The 23,743-nt window shown below is 61.7% G+C and carries 24 protein-coding genes; 3 read left to right on the top strand and 21 right to left on the bottom strand.

The genetic code is table 11. The features are described 5' to 3' along the window. Positions 1-491: 491 nt before the first annotated feature. The 5 genes from HJB91_RS29535 to HJB91_RS29555 form a co-directional block, all read right to left on the bottom strand. Positions 492-833 carry a hypothetical protein gene (locus tag HJB91_RS29535; RefSeq protein ID WP_221145630.1) on the bottom strand — a complete coding sequence of 114 codons (342 nt, stop codon included), beginning with the start codon at positions 831-833 and terminating at the stop codon, positions 492-494. Positions 834-1,007: 174 nt separating this feature from the next. Then, on the bottom strand, positions 1,008-1,313 hold the full coding sequence (locus HJB91_RS29540) for a hypothetical protein (protein ID WP_221124047.1): 306 nt from the start codon (positions 1,311-1,313) through the stop codon (positions 1,008-1,010). A 311-nt stretch (positions 1,314-1,624) separates the two neighbouring features. Then, positions 1,625-2,047 carry a secondary thiamine-phosphate synthase enzyme YjbQ gene (locus tag HJB91_RS29545; protein ID WP_221156782.1) on the bottom strand — a complete coding sequence of 141 codons (423 nt, stop codon included), beginning with the start codon at positions 2,045-2,047 and terminating at the stop codon, positions 1,625-1,627. 114 nt (positions 2,048-2,161) lie between these two features. After that, positions 2,162-2,773, bottom strand: coding sequence for a DUF922 domain-containing Zn-dependent protease (locus HJB91_RS29550; RefSeq protein ID WP_259669986.1), 612 nt, complete (start codon positions 2,771-2,773; stop codon positions 2,162-2,164). A 66-nt stretch (positions 2,774-2,839) separates the two neighbouring features. Further along, complete coding sequence (locus HJB91_RS29555) at positions 2,840-3,559, bottom strand: Crp/Fnr family transcriptional regulator (protein WP_221156784.1); 720 nt, start codon at positions 3,557-3,559, stop codon at positions 2,840-2,842. 132 nt (positions 3,560-3,691) lie between these two features. On the opposite strand from HJB91_RS29555, the gene HJB91_RS29560 reads away from it, so the two are divergent. Beyond that, on the top strand, positions 3,692-3,937 hold the full coding sequence (locus HJB91_RS29560; RefSeq protein WP_085778853.1) for a DUF6894 family protein: 246 nt from the start codon (positions 3,692-3,694) through the stop codon (positions 3,935-3,937). A 216-nt stretch (positions 3,938-4,153) separates the two neighbouring features. Here the strand turns inward: HJB91_RS29560 and HJB91_RS29565 are convergent, their stop codons facing one another. From HJB91_RS29565 to dnaG, 15 genes are all read right to left on the bottom strand, one after another. After that, the gene (locus HJB91_RS29565) at positions 4,154-4,384 is read right to left on the bottom strand and encodes a DUF6894 family protein (protein WP_020921849.1); all 231 of its coding nucleotides are present in this window, start codon (positions 4,382-4,384) and stop codon (positions 4,154-4,156) included. An 87-nt stretch (positions 4,385-4,471) separates the two neighbouring features. Beyond that, the gene (locus HJB91_RS29570) at positions 4,472-4,870 is read right to left on the bottom strand and encodes a DUF427 domain-containing protein (RefSeq protein WP_221145642.1); all 399 of its coding nucleotides are present in this window, start codon (positions 4,868-4,870) and stop codon (positions 4,472-4,474) included. Positions 4,871-4,951: 81 nt separating this feature from the next. Beyond that, positions 4,952-5,650 (bottom strand): B3/4 domain-containing protein, encoded by a 699-nt coding sequence (locus HJB91_RS29575; protein WP_221156785.1) that lies wholly within the window; start codon positions 5,648-5,650, stop codon positions 4,952-4,954. Between the two features lie 2 nt (positions 5,651-5,652). Then, positions 5,653-6,543 (bottom strand): DMT family transporter, encoded by an 891-nt coding sequence (locus HJB91_RS29580; protein ID WP_221156786.1) that lies wholly within the window; start codon positions 6,541-6,543, stop codon positions 5,653-5,655. A 237-nt stretch (positions 6,544-6,780) separates the two neighbouring features. Continuing rightward, positions 6,781-7,575, bottom strand: coding sequence for an AraC family transcriptional regulator (locus tag HJB91_RS29585; protein ID WP_221156788.1), 795 nt, complete (start codon positions 7,573-7,575; stop codon positions 6,781-6,783). 164 nt (positions 7,576-7,739) lie between these two features. Further along, a complete protein-coding gene (locus tag HJB91_RS29590) occupies positions 7,740-8,525 on the bottom strand; it encodes an APH(3')-II family aminoglycoside O-phosphotransferase (protein WP_259669987.1) in 786 nt (261 codons plus the stop codon). Next, complete coding sequence (locus tag HJB91_RS29595; protein WP_221124041.1) at positions 8,522-8,683, bottom strand: hypothetical protein; 162 nt, start codon at positions 8,681-8,683, stop codon at positions 8,522-8,524. Before HJB91_RS29595 ends, HJB91_RS29590 begins: the two co-directional genes overlap by 4 nt. A 103-nt stretch (positions 8,684-8,786) precedes the next feature. Next, on the bottom strand, positions 8,787-9,899 hold the full coding sequence (locus HJB91_RS29600; RefSeq protein WP_221156797.1) for a DUF930 domain-containing protein: 1,113 nt from the start codon (positions 9,897-9,899) through the stop codon (positions 8,787-8,789). A 75-nt stretch (positions 9,900-9,974) separates the two neighbouring features. Continuing rightward, positions 9,975-10,268: a GYD domain-containing protein gene (locus tag HJB91_RS29605; protein ID WP_221156790.1), complete on the bottom strand. Its 294-nt coding sequence runs from the start codon at positions 10,266-10,268 to the stop codon at positions 9,975-9,977. A gap of 302 nt (positions 10,269-10,570) precedes the next feature. After that, a complete protein-coding gene (rpoD, locus tag HJB91_RS29610) occupies positions 10,571-12,628 on the bottom strand; it encodes an RNA polymerase sigma factor RpoD (RefSeq protein ID WP_210630535.1) in 2,058 nt (685 codons plus the stop codon). A 473-nt stretch (positions 12,629-13,101) separates the two neighbouring features. Next, complete coding sequence (locus HJB91_RS29615) at positions 13,102-13,446, bottom strand: GFA family protein (protein ID WP_210630534.1); 345 nt, start codon at positions 13,444-13,446, stop codon at positions 13,102-13,104. A 10-nt stretch (positions 13,447-13,456) separates the two neighbouring features. Beyond that, positions 13,457-14,494 carry an L-threonine 3-dehydrogenase gene (tdh, locus tag HJB91_RS29620; protein WP_210630533.1) on the bottom strand — a complete coding sequence of 346 codons (1,038 nt, stop codon included), beginning with the start codon at positions 14,492-14,494 and terminating at the stop codon, positions 13,457-13,459. A gap of 215 nt (positions 14,495-14,709) precedes the next feature. Beyond that, positions 14,710-15,897 carry a glycine C-acetyltransferase gene (locus tag HJB91_RS29625; RefSeq protein ID WP_221156792.1) on the bottom strand — a complete coding sequence of 396 codons (1,188 nt, stop codon included), beginning with the start codon at positions 15,895-15,897 and terminating at the stop codon, positions 14,710-14,712. A 90-nt stretch (positions 15,898-15,987) separates the two neighbouring features. Continuing rightward, the gene (gene recQ / locus HJB91_RS29630; RefSeq protein ID WP_221145650.1) at positions 15,988-17,856 is read right to left on the bottom strand and encodes a DNA helicase RecQ; all 1,869 of its coding nucleotides are present in this window, start codon (positions 17,854-17,856) and stop codon (positions 15,988-15,990) included. Continuing rightward, the gene (gene dnaG / locus HJB91_RS29635; protein WP_221145652.1) at positions 17,856-19,853 is read right to left on the bottom strand and encodes a DNA primase; all 1,998 of its coding nucleotides are present in this window, start codon (positions 19,851-19,853) and stop codon (positions 17,856-17,858) included. Before dnaG ends, recQ begins: the two co-directional genes overlap by 1 nt. A 669-nt stretch (positions 19,854-20,522) precedes the next feature. On the opposite strand from dnaG, the gene HJB91_RS29640 reads away from it, so the two are divergent. Then, positions 20,523-21,413 carry a hypothetical protein gene (locus tag HJB91_RS29640; protein WP_221156793.1) on the top strand — a complete coding sequence of 297 codons (891 nt, stop codon included), beginning with the start codon at positions 20,523-20,525 and terminating at the stop codon, positions 21,411-21,413. A gap of 3 nt (positions 21,414-21,416) precedes the next feature. On the opposite strand, the gene HJB91_RS29645 is transcribed toward HJB91_RS29640, so the two are convergent. Continuing rightward, positions 21,417-21,872: a GatB/YqeY domain-containing protein gene (locus HJB91_RS29645; protein ID WP_210630528.1), complete on the bottom strand. Its 456-nt coding sequence runs from the start codon at positions 21,870-21,872 to the stop codon at positions 21,417-21,419. Positions 21,873-22,141: 269 nt separating this feature from the next. Between HJB91_RS29645 and carA the strand changes: the two genes are divergently transcribed. Then, positions 22,142-23,347 carry a glutamine-hydrolyzing carbamoyl-phosphate synthase small subunit gene (gene carA, locus HJB91_RS29650; RefSeq protein WP_221156799.1) on the top strand — a complete coding sequence of 402 codons (1,206 nt, stop codon included), beginning with the start codon at positions 22,142-22,144 and terminating at the stop codon, positions 23,345-23,347. Positions 23,348-23,743: the final 396 nt, after the last annotated feature.

Raw genomic sequence — 23,743 nt, forward strand, 5'->3', positions numbered from 1 at the left:
TTGCATGCCGCTTCAACCCGGAACTCAGCGCCAAATACGACCTCCTCATCAAAGCCGGCAAGCCGCCGAAGGTCGCCATCACAGCCATCATGCGAAAGATCATCCTGCTGGCAAACGCACTCCTGCGGAAAAACCAAAAATGGACACCAAAAGCCGCTTGATCAAAACGGATACTCTAGCGCCGACTGCTGCGCCTCACCCTAACGCTCTCTCCGTTCCGACGGGCAGAGGGGACGTGCCCCACGAGAGCTCAGCGGGGGACAGAGAGATAGCGAGATATCCCCTTCGCCCCGCCAGAGCGGGGAGAAGGTGCCGGCAGGCGGATGAGGGGCTGGTCTTGTTATTTTCATAGGCAGGACAGCCGCGGCACAAGGCCCAGGAAAGGGAGCTCCTGCCATTAAACTGAAAGCCGCACGTCCTTCCAGGCGCGCGGCTTTGGAATCTCGCAAAGAAACCGCCCGTGCCGGTTCAGCGAGACGGGCGCTGGACGATCAGCGGCGCAAAGCGGGGCAGCCGCGGACGTTGGCGAAGCTCATTTCATCGGGGCCACGGCGGGTCCAGCCCTGGACGATGACGCGGCGCGGGGTGATGTCGACGACGCGCGCGCGGCGGAAACCCCAATCGCGGGCGAGATCTTCCGCCAGACGCGGGTCGCAGCCGCGCGGGCGCCGGCCGAAGCCCGGCGGCGGAGGCGGACGGCGATAATCGCGCGGCGGATCACGATCCTGATCGCCGATAATGATACTAAACTGGGCGGCCGCCGGGACCACCGTGCCGGCAAGTGTGCCGGCGATCAGCATGGCGGCAAGGCCCGCCTTTGCCAGAAACTGCATCGTCGAAAAACCTTTCGTTCTATAGTCGGTTGCGGTCGAGCCGCTTTCCCCACTCTCCGCATCACGCCGAAGCGTCAGTGGAATCACTTAGACAAACCTGAGAAGAGACGGCTGAAAGTGCCGCCGTCAAGGCAAAAGGGGCGGCAAGCGCCGTCGGTGCCTGCCGCATCATCGTCAGCGCCGGATCAGCGGGCAACCGCGAACATTGGCGAAGACCATCCTGTCCCAGCCGCGCCGGTCGCGCCCGGCGACGACGACGACACGTGGCGACATGCGGGTGATATGGGCTCGGCGCAGGCCGAAATCGCGCGCCTTGTTCACGGCGTGCATCGGCGAGCAGCCGCGGATTGGACGATAATATTGCGCCTCGACGATGAAGTTCGTCTGCGGCCCCGCGGCTTCCGCCGTGGAAACAGTGGCCGGAATGGATGAGAGGGCGAGCACTGCGGCAAGGCAAGCCTTGGCGAGGAAATGCGTCATGGAGTGTCTCCGTCGATTGGTCTTTTTAGCTCTCCCTTCAGGGATTGCCTCGACACTAAACGCGGCAAGCTGAATGCTGTTCAAACCGGTCATTCAGTTTGCATTCACAAGAAGATGAGCGGTTTTCGACGGCTCTCCTTCCGATCGGGATTCGCATGATCTCCGTCCGTGGGAGACCGTTCATCATCCGCCCCCGTCCTTCGATGCTGCGGCCTATGGCCTAGGCGTCTCAGGATGAGGGCTTATCGGTATGCCGTGTGGCTGGTGGGTTGATCGATATGCCATAGCCTCGGCGAGGGCGCGGGGCGCTCTCAGCTCCCGAGATGCAGCACGATTTCGCGCCGGTGCGGCTGGTCGCGATGTTCGAAGAGATAGAGGCCCTGCCAGATGCCGAGCGTCAGACGCCCCCTGGCGACGGGAATGCCGATCGACACCTGCGTCAGCGCCGCCTTGATGTGCGCCGGCATGTCGTCCGGCCCCTCGGCCCTGTGCAGGACCCAGCCCATCGACGGATCCGAGGTCGGCGGTACGAGGCGGCGGAAGAAGGTGAGAAGGTCGCTGCGCACGTCGGGATCGGCATTTTCCTGGATCAGCAGCGAACAGGATGTGTGGCGCACGAAGACGGTGAGAAGCCCCTCCTCCCGTCCCGAGGCGCTGACGAAGGCCCCCGCCTGATTGGTGAATTCGTAAAGTCCCTGGCCGCGTGTGGACACGGTGAGGATTGTCTGGGGCACGGGCGCTCTCCGTCTCGCAATGACATCCCCGCGAGTTGGTGCCCCATGACTGCCAAGTCAATGGCCTCATGGGGCAGGCGCATGCTCGTGTGGGGATCCATGCCCGCCACCCTCTCAGGGTCCATTCACCAGCTTGAGAATGAGCTGCTGGATATTGCCGCCGTCGCCCATTTCGACCTTGTCGAAGTCGCGGCCGCGCTGGCGCTGCCTTGCGGAAATCTCGCCGAGCCGCCGCGTCAGCTCGACCCTGATCTTCTGGCAATCCGGATCGTCGGCGACCGTGAGGCCGACGCTCATCGCCTCGATTTCCCTAACCATGTCCTTGATGGTTTCGCCATGCACCCGCTCATGTGCGGCAACGCCTGAAATGAAGCCATCCCAGTTGCTCTTGACGTCTGCCGGCAGCGCGGCTGAAGGCTTCGGCAGCGTGTAGGTGATGATGAGCTTCGGCCGGTTGGTGACGATGACGCAGGCATTGCCCTGCGGCTCGTATTTGCGGGTCCAGGTAAGCTTGAACGTCGTATGCGCAATGACCCTGCCGGTATCGCCGGCCTTGGGGCCCTGTGCCCCGATCGATTCATACAGTTCGGCGCCGGTCTTGCCTGAAATCGAATAAGGCCGCACCTCCTCGACCGCCTGCCATTCGGTCTGCGCCGCAGCCGGTCCCGCCGCGAAAACCGCCGCCAATACGTAGGGTAGAAAAGTCTTCGTCACGCACCGCCCCATCAAGTGATTTCCGCCAGCCTAACGGCGCCGTTCCTCCCTTTCAACGCGCATGCGATGCCGGTGATATCAGCGCGGCTCCCGGGAGATGCTGAGATAGGCGGGGTCGAATTCGGCGATCTCCTGCAGACGTTCCCAATCGACGATGGTGATCGTTCGGTTCTCCCAGGTGAAGACGCCCTCGCGCCTGAGCGCCTGCAGCGTCTTGTTGAGGTGGACCACCGATATGCCGAGCACGTCAGCCATCTCGATCTGCGTCAGCGGAAACTGAAAGCTTTCGCCCTGGGTCCGCCTGACGACCTTCAGCCGCATGAAGAGTTCGCAGACGAGATGGGCGATCTGGGCGCGTTTGGAGCGCCGCCCCATGGCGACGATCCATTCCCGGTGAATAGCGCCATCGACCAGCGTGTCGAGCCAAAGCAGCCGCGTCAAATGCGGCATGCGCTCGGTGATCGCCCTCAAGTCGGCATGATCGGCCAAGGCGACGTGGCAGGGTGAGAGCGCAACGATGCCATGATCCATTACCTTGACGGGAAAAGCATGAAGGTCAACAAAGTCGCCGGCAACATGAAGAGCGGTGATCTGCCGGCTGCCGTCCGCCATCACCTTGTAGCGCGCGGCGAACCCATCGAGCAGCAGCGTGCTGAAGGGCGGCCGGCTGCCTTGGGAAACGAGATCTTCTCCGACGGCGAATTGCCTGTCCTTGACGAGGATCGACCGAAGAAGGTTTTCCTCTTCGCTCGACAGCACATCACGGCTTCCAAGGTTCAGCAACAGGGACTCAATCACGGTCCTGTCTCCCGCTATCGCGATGGCTCGGGACCCTCTCGGTGCGACCTGTATTTTCTATAAAAATCAACGTCTAGCCTCGGGAACAATTGTCTTCATTGGTTATTTCTTCTCTGACGCGCAGGAAAGAACATGGCTCGCTACTATTTCGATCTACATAACGGGGAAGGTCCGACCCGCGACGAGCACGGCACCGAGCTCAAATCTCGTGAAGACATCCCCAAAGAGGTGACCCGCATCCTGCTGGACGTGGCCCGAGACGAGTTGCCCGCAGGTGACCGCATGACGATTGCCGTCACGGTCCGCGACGAGCGCGGCGATCCTGTCACAGTCGCCAGTCTCGTCTTCAGCAATGAATGGCTCGACGTCATCCGATGACGGCCTCTGGTTGCCGCCGGGTCCCCTATAGGCATCACATCGACTCGGTCGATAAATGCGCTCTAGCTCCTTGCTTTCATGCATGTCGTCATCCGCACACTTCCGTGCGACATGCATTAAGACCCCGCGCCGGCAGGCGGCAATTAAATTTGACATAGTTCCGCGATTGCCCGGGAGGCGTCGACAGCCATTCCTCCTGTCGAATTCCGATCGCTTCTATTTCGCGATCTCTTCCAGAATCAGCCGAATTTCGGCAAGCGGTTTGCGGCTTTCGTCGAAAAGTTCGACCGAAAGCATGTTCAAAGGCGCAGTCGGCAGGCCTTCGGCTGCCATTTCCGCGAGGACCCTTCGCGCCTCTGCCTTGGCAGCCTCGACGGATTCGAATTCGTATCCGGTCTCGGTGCCGACACCATCGCGATCGAAGAGCTGGAAGTGGAATTTCGGCACGGCATGCTCCTTCGATGATGCCCCTAACGATGCTGGAGGCGACAGGTTCCGCCCGAACGATTTTCAGCGCCCGCCGTCCGGCAATCCTCAGAAGGCGCCGGCCTCGGGCGAAGCCAATTCCTCGATTGCGTCGACACGGTCGGGATAAAAGGCGAGATGGTCCTTGATGTTGCTGACGGCGGCATGCGGGGCTTCGTAGGTCCACACCGCGTTCTCGGAGCGTTCGCCACCCAGAGCAATGCTATAATAGGAGGCATCGCCCTTGTAGGGGCAATGTGTGGCGTGATCGGTGCGCTGAAGCAGCGACATGTCGATATCCCTGCGCGGAATATAGTGGACCGGCGGATAGGAAGCCTCGCGCAGCGTCAGCGCGTTGCGGCTATCGGCAATCGTCCGGCCGCCGACGGTGATGACAACGCGGCAGGGATTGTGCTCAACGGTGATCGGATGGTCCGGCCCCGGAATCTTGATCGACTTGTCCAACATCGGGTTCGTCTCCAGAAGATGGCGATGCCCCTGAGATAGGGCGCGCATGCCGCCGGCCCAAGCCCCTGACCTTTCCTCCCCTCATGCCTGGAATTCGAAACGCGGTGATGCGTGGCTGAGGGCGGCGGTCGCCACTGTCACCGACCAGTGACGCGCGAGCGCATCCGCGAGCGTCGCAACCAGCCTGGCGCTTTCCTCGCCGGCGCCGGCGTGCAGCGCCTCGGCGACGACCAGCACCGAGCGCGTCCTCGACCGCACCGCCGAAAGCCCGCTCTGCCGGTTCGTCCAGCGGCGCGCATGCGCTCTGCCTTCGCTATCCGCGAAGATCACTTCGTCAGGCTCCGGATGTTCGCTTTGACCGCCGAAAGTGAGATAGGTCTCATGTCCCGTTGCGTGCCGCACCTGCAGATCGCCGACAATTTTTTCCGTGTCGAAGACGGCGACAGGAATGGCAAAGGCGAGTGAAATCGCGTTGCAGAGATCGACGAGCGGATGAAGGCGCGGCAGCGCGCGCTCCTGACGGAAGCGGCGCAGCAGCGCCTCGGAGGCCGAGCGATACTGCGTCGGCTTCAAGCCCATGCGGGAAAAGCCGCGCCGCCAGGCCTGGATCTCCGGGAACTCGCTTTCCTGGGCTTCAGCGAGGCGAGCATCGGCAATCGCGCTGAAACTTGCGACCGCCTCTTCGACGTCTGCCGACGCATGAATGCCTTCGGCATAAAGCGCTCCGGCGCGAAGCTGCGGAAAAGCCTGCCAAATCGCGTTGGAATGGCTGAACTGCATGATCATTTTCCTTCGATGAATTTCCTGTGGTTTCCTACAAAGGCGAGCCCGAACACGGCCGCCAGCACGCAGGCGATGCCGGCAATCTGGCTGAAGCCGACCTGCTCGCCGAGAATGACGAAAGCGAGCATGACGGCCGAAACGGGCGCAAGCGCGGTGAAGAGCGCGGCTTCCATGCCGCTCACCCTCTCTGCCCCTGCATACCACAGCAGGAAGCCGCCGACGGTCGGCACCAGGGCGTAATAGACGACGGCAGCGGCAGCGCTTGCGGAAAACCCATGAAGGGGCGCCTCGAAAATCGCCGGAACGATCGAGACGACGAAGCCGATGCCGGTCATCAGCATCGACTGGGCAACGGGCGGGATCTCGGCCGTCAGCCGCTTGTTCAAGAGAATGAACAAGCCCTCGCAGATGACCGCGAGGAAAATCAGCAGATTGCCGGCAAGCGAGCCGCCGGTCGCCCCCGGCGTGAAGGCGATCGAAAACAGGCCGGCGCTTGCCAGCGCGACCGCCAGCAGCAGGGCGCGACCCGGCCGTTCGCGCAGCAGCAGGATCGAAACCGCCGCCGAGACCACCGGCAGCGTGCCGATAATGACGCCGGCATCGGCGGCCGAGGTCAGGCTGAGACCCGATATCAGCAGCGTCGTATACCCGACACTGCCGGCGCCGGCCTGAATGACGAGAATGAGACGGTCATGCCCGGAGAGCTTCGGCAACCGCGCACCGCTTGCCCGCATCAGCAGGAAAAAGACGGGAAGAGCGAAGGCGAAGCGCAAGCCGGTGGCGGTGAAGGGCGGCAGTCCTGACGCGATGATCTTGCTCGCAATGACAGTGCTGCCGACCGTCAGCATGGCCAGCGCCAGATAGAAATAACCTTGAACCTGTCTCGACATTCTGTGCCTCCGATTGGATGCGCCGAGGAAACAGCAGCGACCGGTCGGGGTCTTGAACGAAATTGCAGGCGTACGAACCAAAGCAAGGTGGCCAGCCCCGTCCTTCGAGGCCCCTTGCAGGGCACCTCAGGATAAGGCTGGAGTGAGGTCGCGGGCCGCGGCACCCACGACCAGTCCTCTGAGGCGCGCAGGCCGAAGCACCTCGAAGGACGACGGCCGGTGGCTGGGTCTCACCGCTCAGAGAAAAGCGCCGGCGTAAAGCCGCGGCGACAGGCCGTATTTGCGCACGAAGACACGCGTCATGTGGCTCTGGTCGGCAAAGCCGCTGGCAAAGGCGGCTTCCGCAAGCGGCGTGCGCTGGGCGATCAGCCGCCGGGCGATATGAATGCGGGCCTGCACGAGGTAGGCATACGGCGTCAGTCCCGTCGCCCTGGCGAAGCCGCGCAGCACCTGGAAGCGGCTGAGGCCGCTTTCCCTGGAAAGATCGGCAAGCGAGACGGCGGCAAGAGGATCGTCATCGATTAGGTCCCGCGCCGCGCGGATGGATGCCGGCACCGGCGGCCTCTCCTCGCGGTCGCCGCCTTCCCGCATGACATCGGCGACGAGTTGAAGAAGCAGTTCCTCGCAAAGCAGCCCGTCGGCAGCACTCGCGGTCGCCGCGCGAAACAGCGTTTCGAAGCGGGCGGCGATCGCCGCATCGCGAATGACGGGATGCGGGATTTCCGAGCGCCCTGGCCCGATCTCTTGCGAGAGGCCGGTGACGATCTCGGGATTGAAATAGAGGATGCGCCACGACCGACGCTCGCCGAGCGGCGCGCCGTCATGCACCTCGTTCGGATTGACGGTGATGATATCGCCGGCCTCGGCCTCCACCACGCCGCGCCCGCTCAGCGATTTCTGCGCCCCCGATGACACGAGGCCGATGCCGAACTGCTCATGCGTGTGCCTGGCGAAACTGTGAGGCGTTTCGGCTTCCACCGCTTCGACGCCTGGAAGCGCCGAGCGCAGCATCTTGAACTGGTTTTTCGGCATTTGACATCCGCAGGTCCGATGCCGGCAACTCTGCCAGCCGCGCCTTGATGACGCAACCGTCTAAAGTGCGTCGCAATCTTTCAGATTCGCTCTCCGCGCTTTAGGTCTTTGTTTTTACGCATGTCGTTCTCGCAAAACCGCTGCACACTTTTGCGCGACATGCTTTAGAAGAACTCGTCGAGCAGCTGATAGTAATGGAGCCTTGCCGGATCAGGCGCCGGCAGGCCGTAACGATCGAGAAAGGGCTGCACCAGCGCCTCGCCGAAATTATAGGCGATGCTGCGGCAGGCGAGCGCGATATCCTGATAGCGATCGGCGACGCCGAGGCGGCTGCAGTCGATATAGCCTGAGAATTGGCCATCGGAGGCGACGAAATTCGGCAGGCAGGCGTCGCCATGGGTGACGACGAGATCCGCGCTGCCCGGCTTTAAGCTCTCAAGCTCAGCGAAAAGTTCGGCAGCGCTCTTGCCAAGCCGGGCCGCATCGAAATCCTCTTCATCGACGATTCCCGCTTCCATGCGCGCCTTGGCTACCGGCAGGCGTTTTTCCAGGCGGTGGTCGAACGGACAGGAGGTGATCGGCAGGCGATGAAGATCGAGCAGTGCCTCCGCCAGTAATTCGACGCGCGCCAGCGGCGCCAGCGCCGAGGCGCAGGCAAGGTCGCTTCCCGGCAGCGCGCTCACCAGCAGCCAATTGTGCTCGCCGTCGCTTTCCCGGGCGATCACCTGCGGGCATGGCAGGCGGCAAGCCTTGAGCCAGGAGAGCCGGGCCGCCTCGTCGGCAAGCTCGCCGAACGGCCCCGCCGCCTCGACCTTCAGATAAAGCGCCGGCAGTCCCTCGCCTTCCAGGCGAAAGACGCTCGCCGCCGAACGGCCGAGCGCAGCCCGCTCCATCCGGTAGCGGGCCAGCTGGGCAGCAAGCCGACGTGGCAATCTCTCGAAAGATGTCAATGCAGCGTTTCGGCGGGGGCTGCTTCGAGCAGGATCTCGAACGCCTCTTCGAGCGCCGCCACCAGGATATCGGTCAGCTCGTCACCCTTGTTTTCCAGGAACAGCGCGCTGATGGCTTCATCCTGACGCTCAAGAAAACGCTCGATCTCGTTCGACATATCATTGTCCCTTCTTCACCGTACCATCACGGCCAACGAGGAGAGGTTAGGCAGGGTTCCTTGCGCGTGGCTGGTTGCGAGACGACGAAGATCGCGGCGCGCTTTAGTCATCGATATTATATTTCGGGTACTGGCTGCGGGGGATCAAGTCTCCGACTTTGTAGAAGAACGCTAGGACCCTTGTGGCATCAGCGTTTACCTCGCACCGGAACTGAATGCGGTACCAACTGCCGGAGCCGCTCACGAAACGGCCCCTCTGCCGCACCTCCACCACTGTTTCGTTCGTAAATTTATAGGACGGAAGACCAGCTCCTCGATACTTGGGCGATTCGTGCTCAAGCTGTTGGCCGAGCTCGGTTCGACACAGCTCGTCCATGCGCTGACCGCGCGACATATTGCCCATTGCCGTGCGAGCGACGGGATCGTCGGCGACACTGCGCGAAAACAGCGTCTTCGCCTGTGGCAATTGCTCCCTTCGCGCCTCGTCCTCCCTTTGCGTAGGCGTTTTCGTCTCCGAAGGCCTGTCCGTTTCGAAGTTCGGCTGCGCTCCTTCCGTTGTAGCGGCGACAGGCGCATCTCGTTCCGGATGAATATCCACCGCGGCAACCTCAGGCAAGTTTACGTCCTTAGGAACCAGTTTGCCGGAAGGTTGCCGCATCGGCGCCAGCTTTTCCGTTACATTCTCGGCAGGTTCAGGTTGCATCGGTGTTGGCGCAGATGGTGGAGGGACATGCGCCGCGTTTGGCTCACCTTGTGACGAACTTCCGGTGCTCGATTTCGTCGGACCGGTATCCTTTGCTCCGAATTCAAAAACCGGACGCATCGCTGGCAGCGGTTTACGCGCCTCGGGCTGAAGCTCTGCAGCTTTGTTTGCCGGCGGAGGTGGCGGTGGTGGTGGCGGAGGCGCCTTCTTAGCCTCTTGGGGCGGCTTCGGCTCCGGCGGCTTTTCCTTGGGCTTCTTCTCTTCCGGCTTCTTTTCCTCCGGCGGCGGGACGAGCTCCACCTTCACGCTCTCGTCCTCCGGCGGCTTCGGCTCGATTTTCGGCAGGCCGAAAATCAGGAGCGCAACGATGGGGACATGCAGAAGCACGGACACACCGATCCCCCAGCGGATTTCGGGCCGCCGTTTTACCGTCTCGTGAGTCGTCTCTGCCAGGTCCACTTCGTCTGTCACAGCAGCGATGTGGCCTTTAAAGCCGGCAGCATCAAGCCGCAAAAGCAAAAAACCTCGTGATCGCCGCCCGGCTGATGGGCCGGCGGGGCCGTTGTCGCCACCTGATTGTGGCTCGGTCTAGCTGATCGAACCTATCAGATCCCGATAGGCCGCCTCCGGAAAGGCCTTCAGCGTCTCGGTCCGGACATTGCCGCCCATGGACAGAGACAGGGTGAAATGCGCCATGACGGCATCATCGGGCGCCTCGCAGACGGCGACCATGTCGTGCCCGCCCATTGTCAGAAAAAACTGGTTGAAGGAGCCGCCGACGCTGGCGAGCAATTTCTTCGCCGCGTCCAGCCGTTTCGGCGAGTCTCGGACATTGCGGATGCCCTGGTCCGTCCAATCGATCAAAAGAATATAAGTGGTCATATCGCACCTCCCAGAGCGTGGTGCCGAAAAGGTGAGCAGACGACATCATGCTCTCTCCTGGATGAGATCCGGATTCGGATTTCAGGCCGGCAAGGCCTGCAATCATCTGGACCCGACGGAAGTTGGCCATGCAGGCAGATGTCGCCCCTCGCACGTTGCGATCGATCCTTCCCCCGCGGCCGGATTATAGGCTTGTCACCACAAGGCGACAAGAAGCCGCCGGGATCATTGGTACTAATCATAAAAGCAAAAGCCGGGCGTAAAACCCGGCTTTTCCAATTCATGACGGCATTGTCGAAGCGTCAGCTGTCGAGGAAGGAGCGCAGCTTTCTCGAGCGGCTCGGATGCTTCAGCTTGCGCAGGGCCTTCGCTTCGATCTGGCGGATACGTTCGCGGGTGACCGAGAACTGTTGGCCGACTTCTTCCAGCGTGTGGTCGGTGTTCATGCCGATGCCGAAGCGCATGCGCAGCACGCGCTCTTCGCGCGGCGTCAGCGAGGCGAGAACGCGGGTCGTCGTCTCACGCAGGTTCGCCTGGATGGCGGCGTCGATGGGCAGCAGCGCATTCTTGTCCTCGATGAAATCGCCGAGGTGTGAATCCTCTTCGTCGCCGACCGGGGTTTCGAGCGAGATCGGCTCCTTGGCGATCTTCAGGACCTTGCGGACCTTTTCGAGCGGCATGGCGAGCTTTTCGGCCAGTTCTTCCGGCGTCGGCTCACGGCCGATCTCGTGCAGCATCTGACGCGAGGTCCGGACGATCTTGTTGATCGTCTCGATCATGTGCACCGGAATGCGGATCGTGCGGGCCTGGTCGGCGATCGAGCGGGTGATCGCCTGACGGATCCACCACGTCGCATAGGTCGAGAACTTGTAGCCGCGACGGTATTCGAACTTGTCGACCGCCTTCATCAGGCCGATATTGCCTTCCTGGATGAGGTCGAGGAACTGCAGACCGCGGTTCGTGTACTTCTTGGCGATCGAGATGACGAGGCGAAGGTTCGCTTCGACCATTTCCTTCTTGGCGATGCGAGCTTCGCGCTCGCCCTTCTGCACCATATGCACGATGCGGCGGAATTCCGAGATCGAAATACCGGTTTCCGTCGCCAGATTCTGGATCTCCTGGCGGATGTCGCGGATCGTCGTATTCTCGGACTTGGCGAATTCCTTCCAGCCGCGGGCGGCCAGATTGCCGATCGACTTCATCCAGTTCGGATCGAGCTCGGCGCCCTGATATTGCTCGAGGAATGAGTCGCGCTTGACGCCGTACGATTCGGCCAGGCGCAGCAGGCGGCCTTCGTTCTGCACGAGGCGCTTGTTGATGTCGTAGAGCTGCTCGACCAGCGCGTCGATGCGGTTCTGGTTGAGCGACAGCGACTTGACCGCCTTGATCAACTCGTCCTTGAGCTCCTTGTAGCGGCGCTCCTGGGCGGAAGACAACGTGCCGGTGGCCGCGAGGCGCTGCTCCACCTGCTGGTCCTGCAGCTTGCGCAGCTTCTTGTAAGTCTCGGCGATGATGTCGAGCGTTTCCATGACCTGCGGGCGCAGCTCGGCTTCCATCGCAGCGAGAGACAGGTTGGACTCGTCCTCGTCTTCTTCCTCCTCTTCAGGAGGCAGGCCTTCGCCGCCGACATCGGTAATATCGTCGTCACCGGAGCGGGCGCGCCGGGTCTTTTCCTTCTCTTCCGCCGCCTTGCGGTCGGCCTCGATCTTCTCGGGGCTCTGGAACTGCGGCGCGGCCTTGGCTTCCGGACCGGAATAGGTCGTCTCGAGATCGATGATCTCGCGCAGCAGCGTCGTGCCTTCGTTGAGTTCGTCGCGCCAGATGATCAGGGCCTGGAAGGTCAGCGGGCTCTCACAGAGGCCGGCGATCATCGTCTCGCGGCCGGCTTCGATGCGCTTGGCGATCGCGATTTCGCCCTCGCGCGACAGAAGCTCCACCGAGCCCATCTCGCGCAGATACATGCGCACCGGATCATCGGTACGGTCGGTCGGCTCTTTCTTCTTGGCGGTCGCCAGCGCGGTGCCAGCCGAAGGCGCGAGTTCGCCGCCCTCGCTGTCCTCATCGCCGCCGGCGTCATCGTCATCGCCGCTGCCGGAAGCACCAGCCTCTTCGGCTTCCTCGTCCTCGATAACGTTGATGCCCATGTCCGACAGCATCGACATCGTGTCTTCGATCTGCTCGGAGGTCACTTCCTCGGACGGCAGGACGGCGTTCAGCTCGTCCATCGTCACATAGCCGCGCTTCTTGGCGGCCTTGATCATCTTCTTGACCGCGTCGTCGGAAAGATCGAGAAGAGGGCCGTCGCTTGCGCCGTCGCGTTCGACTTCCGCGTCTTCGTTCTCTTTGACCTTGGTTGCCATTTATATCGTCGCCTTCCTGACGCTATCCAATCTCGCTACGGTGAATGGGCCGTCTCAGGGCCTGACGCGCCGCTCGCGTCGCCCTTCAATCACCTGAGCCCACCTAACGGGATGACATTTAAAGTCTGATTAACCACGATCGCCGGCACCGGACAGCAAAGTTTTCTTGCCTTTGGATTTCCGGCCATGGTTGCGCGATCCGCCTTGACCCTGTTCACCGCTTCAACAAGTCGAACGGTGATTCCCACATTTTTTGTTCTCGTCAAGCTTTTCCAGCAAAAAAGCCCGCGAAAACTCGGAAAAAGCCTTATCCACAGGCTTTGAACCGCGGCTGCGATTGCGAACCTTATTTAAGAAGCAGCAAACAAAAGACAAGGGCGGCCGAGATTTTGCTCGCCGCGCCCGTTGTTTCAGCTTTTTGACGCAGTTGCGACGGGGATATATTTCCCTCTTTCCGGGCGGGTATCGGCGGGCTAATGCGCAGCGCCATCATAGGGCGTCACCTTCAGTGCGCCGAGATCGACAGCGGGAATGCAGCGCAAATTGATCGAAGCCATCGCCGAGCCATTAGGGGCCACGCCCTCGCCGAAGGGTGCGATGCCGCATTTGGCGCAGAAATGATGCCGGATGACGTGCCTGTTGAAAGTATAAGTCGAGATATTTTCCTCAGGTGTCTTCAGCACCAGCTTCTCGCGCGGCACGAAGGCAAGAAGGCCGCCCCGCCTGCGGCAGAGCGAACAGTTGCAGTCGAGCGCCTCTGTGAATTCGCCTTCGACAGTGAAAGCGATGTTGCCGCAATGACAGCTTCCATAGAGCATGTCGTCCTCCTCACATCCAATCCATCACGACCTTGCCTGAATTGCCCGACCGCATCGCCTCGAAACCGTCGCGGAAATCATCGATCTTGATGCGATGGGTAATGATCGGCGAAAGATCGAGGCCGCCCTGGACGAAGGCAATCATCTTGTACCAGGTCTCGAACATCTCACGGCCATAGATGCCCTTGAGATTGAGCATCTTGAAGATCACCTTGTTCCAGTCGATCTCGAACCCGGCCGGTGCAATGCCGAGAATGGCGATCTTGCCGCCATTGTTCATCTTGTCGATCATATCGCGGAAGGCGGGTGCTGCGCCCGACATTTCGAGCCCCACGTCGAACCCTTCCGTCATGCCGATCGCCTTCATCACGTCGGCGAGATTTTCTTTCGATGCGTCGACGACATGGTCGATACCGAGCTTGCGCGCCAGGTCCAGACGATGCGGATTGATATCGGTGATGACGACCTTGCGAGCGCCGGAACGCTTGGCGACGAGCGCCCCCATGATGCCGATCGGGCCGGCGCCGGTGACGAGCACGTCCTCGCCGACGAGATCGAAGGAAAGCGCGGTATGCACGGCATTGCCGAAGGGGTCGAAGATCGCGGCGATCTCGTCGGATATATCGTCCGGGATCGGCACGACATTGCTTTCGGGAATGCAGACGAATTCGCCAAAGGAACCCGGCCGGTTGACGCCGACCCCCAGCGTGTTGCGGCAGAGATGCCCCCTGCCCGCCCGGCAATTGCGGCACTTGCCGCAGACGATATGCCCCTCGCCGGAGACCCGCTCGCCGACATGATAGCGGGTGACCGCCGAACCGACCTCGGCGATCTCACCGGAGAATTCATGACCGACGACCATCGGCACCGGAATAGTCTTCTGCGCCCACTGGTCCCAATTCCAGATATGAACGTCGGTGCCGCAGATCGCCGATTTCTTCACCCGGATCAGCACATCGTTCGGCCCGACCTCCGGCACCGGCACATTCTCCATCCAGAGCCCGACCTCGGGCCTCGACTTGACCAGCGCCTTCATCATGTTCGACATATTTGTATCCTTGGTCAGTGCCTATTCCGGCTCCTCATCCGCCTGCTGGCACCGTCTCCCCGCGCGCGGGGCGAAGGGGATGTGCCGCACCGGTTTCGTCATCCTCAACGCTGCCTTTGCCACGTCCCCTCGCCCCGTTACGGGGGTCCGCAGGACGGATCGAGACCAGTGGCTCGACCCCGGCAAGGGTTAGGGTGAGGGGCAATCTTCCATTCTCAAATCACCCCCAGTTCCCGCCCAGCTTCCGCAAAGGCCGCGATCGCCCGTTCCACATCCGCCTTCGAATGCGCCGCCGACATCTGTGTGCGGATGCGGGCTTGGCCCTTCGGCACGACGGGGAAGGAGAAGCCGATGACATAGATCCCCTTCTTCAGCATCAGACCCGCCATGTCCTGGGCGAGCTTTGCATTACCCAACATGACCGGAATGATCGGATGGCCTTCGCCGGCAAGGGTGAAGCCAAGCTTCGTCATCTCGTTGCGGAAGAGATCGGCATTGTCGGCAAGGCGCTTGCGTAGAGCATCGCCGTTTTCGATCAGGTCGAATACTTTGAGCGAGGCGGCAGCGATGACGGGGGCCAGCGTGTTCGAGAACAGATAGGGCCGCGAACGCTGCCGCAGCCATTCGACGACTTCGGCTCTCGCCGAAGTGTAACCGCCGGACGCGCCGCCGAGCGCCTTGCCGAGCGTTCCGGTGATGATATCGATCCGGCCCTCGACACCGCAATGTTCCGGCGAGCCGCGACCGTTCCTGCCGACGAAACCAACCGCATGGCTGTCGTCGACCATGACCATGGCGCCGTATTTCTCGGCGAGATCGCAGACGCCACCGAGATTGGCGATGATGCCGTCCATGGAGAAGACGCCGTCGGTGGCAATCAGCTTGAAGCGGCTGCCTTCGGCCTTTTTCAGCTCCTCTTCCAGCGCCGTCATGTCGTTGTTGGCGTAGCGGAGGCGCTTGGCCTTGGAGAGCCGCACGCCATCGATGATCGAGGCATGGTTCAGCGCGTCGGAAATGATCGCATCCTCTTCGCCAAGCAGCGTCTCGAACAGGCCGCCATTGGCATCGAAGCAGGAGGAATAGAGGATCGTATCCTCCATGCCGAGGAAGGAGGAAATGCGGGCTTCGAGTTGCTTATGCTCCTCCTGCGTGCCGCAGATGAAGCGCACCGAAGCCATGCCGTAGCCGTAGCGGTCGAGCGCCTTCTTGCCGGCCTCGGCCAGTTCCTCGTTGTCGGCAAGGCCGAGATAGTTGTTGGCGCAGAAATTCAGCACCCGCTCGCCGGTGGAAATCGCAATCTCGCCCGCCTGCTTGGAACTGATGACCCTCTCTGACTTGTAGAGGCCGGCATCCCTGAGCGCCGAAATTTCGGCCCGGAGATGGGAAAGAAATGGCGAGGTCATGGGCGGCCCTTCCTGACGTTTTTTATAGCAATCGGGTTAGCATATCGCTGCTTGCTTGTCTTCTCGCTGCACCAAAATCAGCAGGTCCGTTCAATCCGTGTCATGCGAAAGAATGATCTCCAGGAAAGCGTCGCCATAACGCTCGAGCTTCGATTGCCCGACGCCGGATATGCCGAGCAATTCCTTGCGGCTGCGCGGCCGCTCCGTCGCAAAGGCAATGAGCGTCGTATCGGGAAAGACGACATAAGGCGGCACGCCGAGCGATTTGGCGATCGCCATGCGCTCGGCTCTCAGCGCCTCGAAAAGCGTCCCGTCGGCGCCCGTCAGGCCCGATTTGCGCTCGCTGCGCTCGGCCTTCTTCGTGCGCCGTTCCGAGGCCGGCCGATCCTTGCGGAAGAAAACCTGCCGTTTATGCTTGAAGACGGCGCGCGCCTCCGGCTCCAGCTTCAGCGCCCCATAGGCCTCATGATCGATACGGATCAGCCCCATGGCGAGCAGCTGGCGGTAGACGGATTGCCAGGTGCGCGCCGGAATGTCCTTGCCGGCGCCGAAGACCGGCATATTCACATGGCCGAAACGCTCGGTCTTTTCGTTGATGTTACCGACCAGCACATCGATGACATGACCGGCGCCGAAACGCTCGCCGGTGCGGTAGACGGCGGCGAGCGCCTTGATCGCCGCATCCGTGCCTTCCCAGGTCTCGACCGGCTTCAGGCAGGTGTCGCAATTGCCGCATTGGCCGGCATGCGCCTCGCCGAAATGGGCAAGGATCGCCTGCCGGCGGCAGGAGGCGGTTTCGCAGATCGCGAGCAAAGCGTTGAGCTTGGCGCGCTCGATCCGCTTGATCTCGTCTGCGGCATTGCCCTCGTCGATCATGCGGCGGCGCTGGATGACGTCGGCCATGCCATAGGCCATCCAGACCTCGGACGGCAGCCCGTCTCGGCCGGCGCGCCCGGTTTCCTGATAATAGGCCTCCACCGAACCCGGCAGGTCGAGATGGGCGACATAGCGCACATTCGGCTTGTCGATGCCCATGCCGAAGGCGACTGTGGCGACCAGGCAGAGGTTCTCTTCTTTGAGGAAAGCATCCTGATTGGCGTCGCGCAGCGCCCGGTCCATGCCGGCGTGATAGGGCAGCGCACGGATGCCCTGCCCGTTCAGCCAGTCGGCCGTATCCTCGACCTTGGCGCGCGACAGGCAATAGACGATGCCGCTGTTGCCCTTGTGGCCGGAGAGGAAACGCAGGAGCTGCTGGCGCGGCTGGTCGCGCTCGACGATTTCATAGGCAATATTCGCCCGGTCGAAGCTGGTTGTGAAGATTTCGGCATTGCCGAGCCCCAGCCGCTCGATGATATCGTCACGCGTATGCGGGTCCGCCGTTGCCGTCAGCGCCACGCGGGGCACATCAGGATACTGCTCGGCGAGGCGGCCGAGCTCGCGATATTCCGGCCGGAAATCATGGCCCCATTGCGAGACGCAGTGGGCTTCGTCGATCGCAAACAGCGCGATCTTCTCACTGGCGATCAGCTCGCGGAAACCGTCCGTCAGGATGCGCTCGGGCGTCACGTAGAGGAGGTCGAGCTTTCCCGCCGAAAGCGCCCGGCGAACCTCGACGAACTCCTCGCGCGACAGCGACGAATTGAGTGCCGCAGCCCTGATGCCGAGCTGCTTCATCGCCTCCACCTGATCGCGCATCAACGCAATCAGCGGCGAGACGACGATGCCGACGCCGTCGCGGCAAAGCGCCGGAATCTGGAAACACAGTGATTTTCCCGCACCTGTCGGAAAGAGCACCACGGCATCGCCGCCCGAAACGATATGCTCGACCACCTGCTGCTGCTTGCCGCGGAAGGAGGAATAACCATAGACCTGCTTCAGGACGTCGAGCGGCGAGCGGCCGGCGGAAAACAGCGCATCGGAAGCGGAAAAGCCTGGCTCATTGCGTTCGCTGAGCGGCATCAGTGGCTCGCCGCCCCTTTGACACGGCCGGAAAGCACGCCGAAGCCGTCGATGATCGCCTCCTGGTTCTCGAGGCGTACGCCTTCAAGATGCACTTCCTGCTGCGCCCGTATCAGCTGAACGATCGCCTCGCCGTCGCCGGCTTCGGTCGCCAGCGCGATCTCGCGTTCGAGTTCCATCTTCTGCCGTCGCAGCGCCTTCGCCCGTTTGTGGAAGGCGAGCGCCTGACGATAGCCCTCACGGGCATCCTCCATCGCCGCCTCCTCGGTCGCCGTCCACAGCCTCGCATTGCGCACCTGCTGGTCGAGGCTCTTGATAAGCGGACCGAAGCCTTCGAATTCCAGCCGTTCAGTCAGATATTCGCGCGTCAGATGCGGCCCGGCGACGGCAGCGGCTGCGCCGAGCATCGCCGACCAGAGCCGCTGCAGCTCCCGGCTGTCATATTCAATCGCGGCGATCTCGTCATAATCGTCGATCATCAGGGCCGGATGATTGACGATGGTGAGCGCCAGCACGCTCTCGCGCAGCGCCGTATTGTCCCGGTGTCCGCGCACGGGGCCCGAGCGGGCGAGCCGGTCGGAAATCAGGCTGGGGCTTTTCGGTCCTGCCTTGGCCGCATTGTCACGGCCGTTCCGGGAATTGCCGCTGAAACCGCGCCGCTCGCCATTGTTGCGGTTCTGGAACTGCGGCTGGAAGAAGGCGTTCAGCCGGTCGCGAATATCCTGCTGGTAATGGCGGCGCACATTTTCGTCGGCGATGACGGCCACAAGCTGCTTCAGCCGCGCTTCGAGCTCGGCGCGCGCCTCGGGCGTATCGAACTTGCCGGTGTTGATCTCCCGGCTCCACAACATCTCCGAAAGCGGCTTTGCCTGGCTCATCACCTTGTCGAACGGCGCGCGCCCCTCATCGCGTACGAGATCATCAGGGTCCTTGCCGTCGGGCAGAAGCGCGAAGCGGACCGAGCGCCCGGGCTTCAGATGCGGCAGCGCCAGTTCGGCGGCGCGATTGGCGGCGCGGATGCCGGCGCCGTCGCCATCGAAGCAGAGCACCGGCTGCGGCACCATCTTCCAGAGCAGCTCGAGCTGGTTTTCGGTGAGCGCCGTGCCGAGCGGCGCAACGGCGTTTTCGATGCCCGCCTGATAGAGCGCGATCACGTCCATATAACCTTCGACGGCGATGATGGTGCCGCTCGCATTGTCGTCCTGATCGCCGCGGCCAAGCCCCTGTATGGCGCGACGCGCGCGGGCAAAATTGTAAAGGACATTGCCCTTGTGGAAGAGCTCGGTTTCGTTGGAGTTCAGATATTTCGCGGGTGCATCTGATGACATGGCGCGGCCGCCAAAGGCGATCACCTTTTCCCGCGACGAGAGGATCGGAAACATGATGCGGTCGCGGAAGCGGTCGTAGGAGACCGGCACGTTTTCATGAACGACCAGGCCGCAGGCCTCGATCTGCTCCTTGGAAACACCCTTGCCGGCGAGGAATTCCTTCAGCGCATTGCGGCTGTCAGGCGCATAACCGAGACGGAAGGTCTCAATGGTTCGCCCCGTCAGCCCGCGATCGCGCAGATAGGCGCGCGCCTTTGCGCCATGGGCCGTCTGCAGCTGGTCCTGGAAGAAGCTGGTCGCCATTTCCATGACGTCGATCAGCGAGCCGCGCTCCTTCTCGCGCTTCTCCATCGCGGCATCGACAAGCGGCATCGGCATGCCCGCCATGTCGGCAATCTGCTGCACGGCCTCGGGAAAACTCAAGCCCTCCAGCTCCGTCAGGAAGCGGAAGTGATCGCCGGTGACGCCGCAGCCGAAGCAGTGATACCGACCCTTTCGGTCCTCGCAGTGGAAGCTCGGCGATTTCTCGCCATGGAACGGGCAGCAGGCCCAGTAGTCGCCACGCGAGACATTGGTCTTGCGCTTGTCCCAGCTGACGCGGCGCGCGATCACGTTCGAAATCGGAACGCGGTCGCGGATCTCATCGAGAAAGGTGTTGGAAAAGCGCATTTATCCCTCTTGGCCAAACTCCATATAAGCTGCTTTGCCGCACCATGCCACGAAACTCGTCGGGAAAACCCGCTATTCACAGGCAAGTGCATCCAACGGTGGCGGCGTCGGTTATCCAATCAACAACGCGTGACCACCCCTGCGACAGGGGTGCGACATTATAGTCGCCGAACAGCCTGGGGTCGGCCACCGCAACAGTTGCGACATAAGTGCTGGCGAAACACGAAATCGAATTAAAATGTTTCAAAACAGGCTTTTATCACCAAGGTCGATCGCGCCTCTTGATCCGCGCGGCGCCAACCGAACCTTCGCCTCGAGGTCGCTCGAAGCGCCGTTTCCGGCAATCATTATTTTTTTGTAATTTGAACGGAGAACCGCACCGCCATAGGTTCGATCCCAACAAAGCGATCCCCGAGCGAAGCACCATCCCTACCCCCGGCGCCGCTTCGCAAGGGTGCCTTTGCAAATACCCTCCGGCTTGGGCCTCAGCCCTGCGTTGCCGGCGGGAGCAAAGAGCAAGAAGGCAGGAGCGCCCCCAGCTCCTGCCTTCTTAAATTTTAGGCTCTGTTTGCCAACTCTCCCTTTGAAATTAACCGCTTATCGACAAAACCGTTGACAGACGGCGCGTGCATGAAAGATGTATGCGCCGAACCCCTGGACCCTTCCCCAATGGCTTTCACCGCGGAAAATCTTGCAGCAGACGATCGCTTTCTCGCTGCGATCCTACAGTGCGTCAATCAACTGCTTGCGATCTATCGCGAGAGCCCGCGCATCGCATCGATTTTCGCCGCGCAGCAGCGCTGGCTGATGGCCCATGCCGGCTTCGCACTTCATTACGGTCATCCCGACGACGGCCAGAGCGGCGGCCTCTATTCCGGCCGCTTTGTCGATTTCGCAGTCAAGAATGACATTGCCAGCCGCAACACGGCCGCAGCCTTCATGCAGGAAATGCTGGCCTATCGTTTCCTGCGTGTGGTGCCCGGACCTGACAAGCGCACACGCTATCTGGAACCGACCGAAATTGCCGAACAGCATTTCACCCGATGGCTCGTCACCCATATGATGATCCTCGACAGCCTCGACGGCGGCGAACGCGCCGACCAGATCACCGCCGCCCCCTCCGCAACAATGGCTGCGATTCAGCCGCGGATCGCAAGGGCGATCATCGGCAGTGAGTCCGTGCGCAATCCCGGCCCCACCTTCAACCTCTTCAACCGGGCGAATTCCGGCGGACTCGTGATGGATTACCTGATCTCCCGCCTTCCGCAATTTCCTCGCACGGCCGAGCGCGTCGTTATCGGTCCCCTGTCGCTCCGGGAGCTCCGCGAACAATTCATGATTTCCAATACCCACCTGAAGCGGCCTCTGACCCAGGCCGCGACCATGGAAAGCGTCGGCTGGACAGAACCTTCGCGCAAGGGCGACCTCTGGCTGTCGCGCCGCTTCATCCTCGAATATTGGAACTATCAGGCGGCGAAGTTTGCCATCGTCGATGCCGCCGCCGAGGCCGTGCTCGGACCTGCGGTCCGTCGAGAGCCGCAGGCGAGACGGGCCATCTGATGCTTATCCGTTCAAAAGCTCCTTGACGGTTGCCGATGCCTTGGCGAAATCCATTTGGCCGGCATAACGCTCCTTGAGCGCCGCCATCACCTTGCCTATGTCCTTGACTCCGGCGGCACCCGTCTCCGCGATGATCGCCGAGATATTGGCGCGCACTTCGCCGTCGGAAAGCTGCTTCGGCATGAAGTCCTGAATGACGGCGATTTCCGCACGCTCCTTGGCAGCGAGCTCCGGTCGGGAATTCTCCTCATAGATCTTTGCCGATTCGTCGCGCTGCTTTACCATCTTGGCGAGGATCTGCAGGATCTCGTCGTCACTCGCCTGCTCCTTGCCGGCGCCGCGATTGGCAATGTCGCGGTCCTTGATGGCCGCCTGAATCAGCCGAACGGTCGACAGCCGCTCCGAATCCTTGGCCTTCATCGCCTCTTTCAGCTGGGTGGCGAGTTGATCGCGCAGCATGTCTTCACTCCTTTTTTGATGCCGCTTCATAAACCACGCCGATGCGACGGATCAAATAAATTGCGCGGTCGTCGCGATAAAGCGCAGGAAAACGGCCGCAATCCCGGCTACAAAGATTGACGCTGAGCGATTGCGTGGCTATTTACCGCCACCTGCACCAAAATTCGTGATCAGGCCTGAAGCGCGCGGCATTGCCGTGCCCACACGCCTGCGAGATCAAATGGCGACGAGCGCGGCTAGGCGCATCGGCCGCCGGAAACGGGATGAAGATGACCGCAACAGCACCCTGGACAACTGAAAAGCCGACCGCCCTGCTCGTTCTTGCCGACGGCACGGTGATCGAAGGCAGGGGCATCGGCGCCACCGACAAGGTCCAGGCCGAAGTCGTCTTCAACACGGCGCTTACCGGCTACGAAGAGATTATGACCGACCCCTCCTATCTGGGCCAGATCGTCACCTTCACCTTTCCCCACATCGGCAATATCGGCACCAACGACGAAGATATCGAGGACCTGACCCCTGCGGCCCGCCACGGCGCCGTCGGCGTCATCTTCAAGGCCGACATTACCGACCCCTCAAACTACCGCGCCGCCAAGCATCTCGACCAGTGGCTGAAGGCCCGCGGTATCATCGGCCTTTGCGGCATCGACACGCGTGCGCTCACCGCCTGGATCCGCGAGAACGGCGCTCCGAACGCGGTGATCGCCCACGACCCCAACGGCGTCTTCGACATCGAGGCGCTGAAGGCCGAAGCCAAGGCCTGGAGCGGCTTGGAAGGTCTCGATCTCGCCAAGATCGCCTCGTCCGGCCAGTCCTCACAATGGGCGCAGACGCCGTGGGTCTGGAACGAAGGTTACGGCGAACTCGGCGCGGCGGATGCGAAATATCACGTCGTCTGCCTCGATTACGGCGTCAAGCGCAACATCCTGCGCCTGTTTGCCGGCCTCGACTGCAAGGTGACCGTCGTGCCGGCAACAACGAGCGCCGAAGACGTGCTCGCCTTGCAGCCGGACGGTATCTTCCTGTCGAACGGTCCCGGCGATCCAGCGGCAACCGGCGAATATGCCGTGCCTGTCATCAAGACGCTTGTTAAGACCGATATCCCGGTCTTCGGCATCTGCCTCGGCCACCAGATGCTCGGCCTCGCATTGGGCGCGAAGACCGAAAAGATGCATCAGGGCCATCACGGCGCCAATCACCCGGTCAAGGATCACACGACGGGCAAGGTCGAGATCGTCTCGATGAATCACGGCTTCGCGATCGACTCGAAGTCGCTGCCCGATGGCGTTGAAGAGACTCATATTTCGCTTTTCGACGGCACCAATTGCGGCCTGCGCGTGCTCGGCAAGCAGGTTTTCTCCGTCCAGCACCATCCGGAAGCCTCACCCGGCCCGCAGGACAGCCACTATCTCTTCCGCCGCTTCGTCAACATGGTGCGCGAGAAAAAGGGCGAACCGGCGCTCGCAGAGCGGTGATTTCGAGAGTGCCGATTTGGCAGGGGCGCGTTAAACCGGCAGCCACTAGAGCTTTTCCGGGTTAGATTGAAGCATTCTGTTGGCTCAAACGGAGTCGGATGGTCGACCGGCCGGCGCGTGTCGTAGCCCAGCACTACGGCCAAGCCGGCCGGTCGATCAGCCGGCCCGTTTCAGCCAACCCTCCCGCAGATTTGCTTGGCAAATCTGCAAGACCTTGGAATCGCCGGACGCACTTGTCGCTTCGCCCACGGCGAAGCGGTGCGGCCGGTGGGCCGGGCATGTTTCCGCCAGGATCAAAGGCGATTGGCTCGGACGTACCTGGGGTATGCCCGTCACCAATCGCCTTCGCCCTGACGAAAACCTGCTCCGGCAGAATGCTTCAATCTAACCCGGAAA

The organism is Rhizobium sp. NLR10b (assembly GCF_019685435.1).
In the GTDB taxonomy this organism is placed as follows: Bacteria; Pseudomonadota; Alphaproteobacteria; order Rhizobiales; family Rhizobiaceae; genus Rhizobium.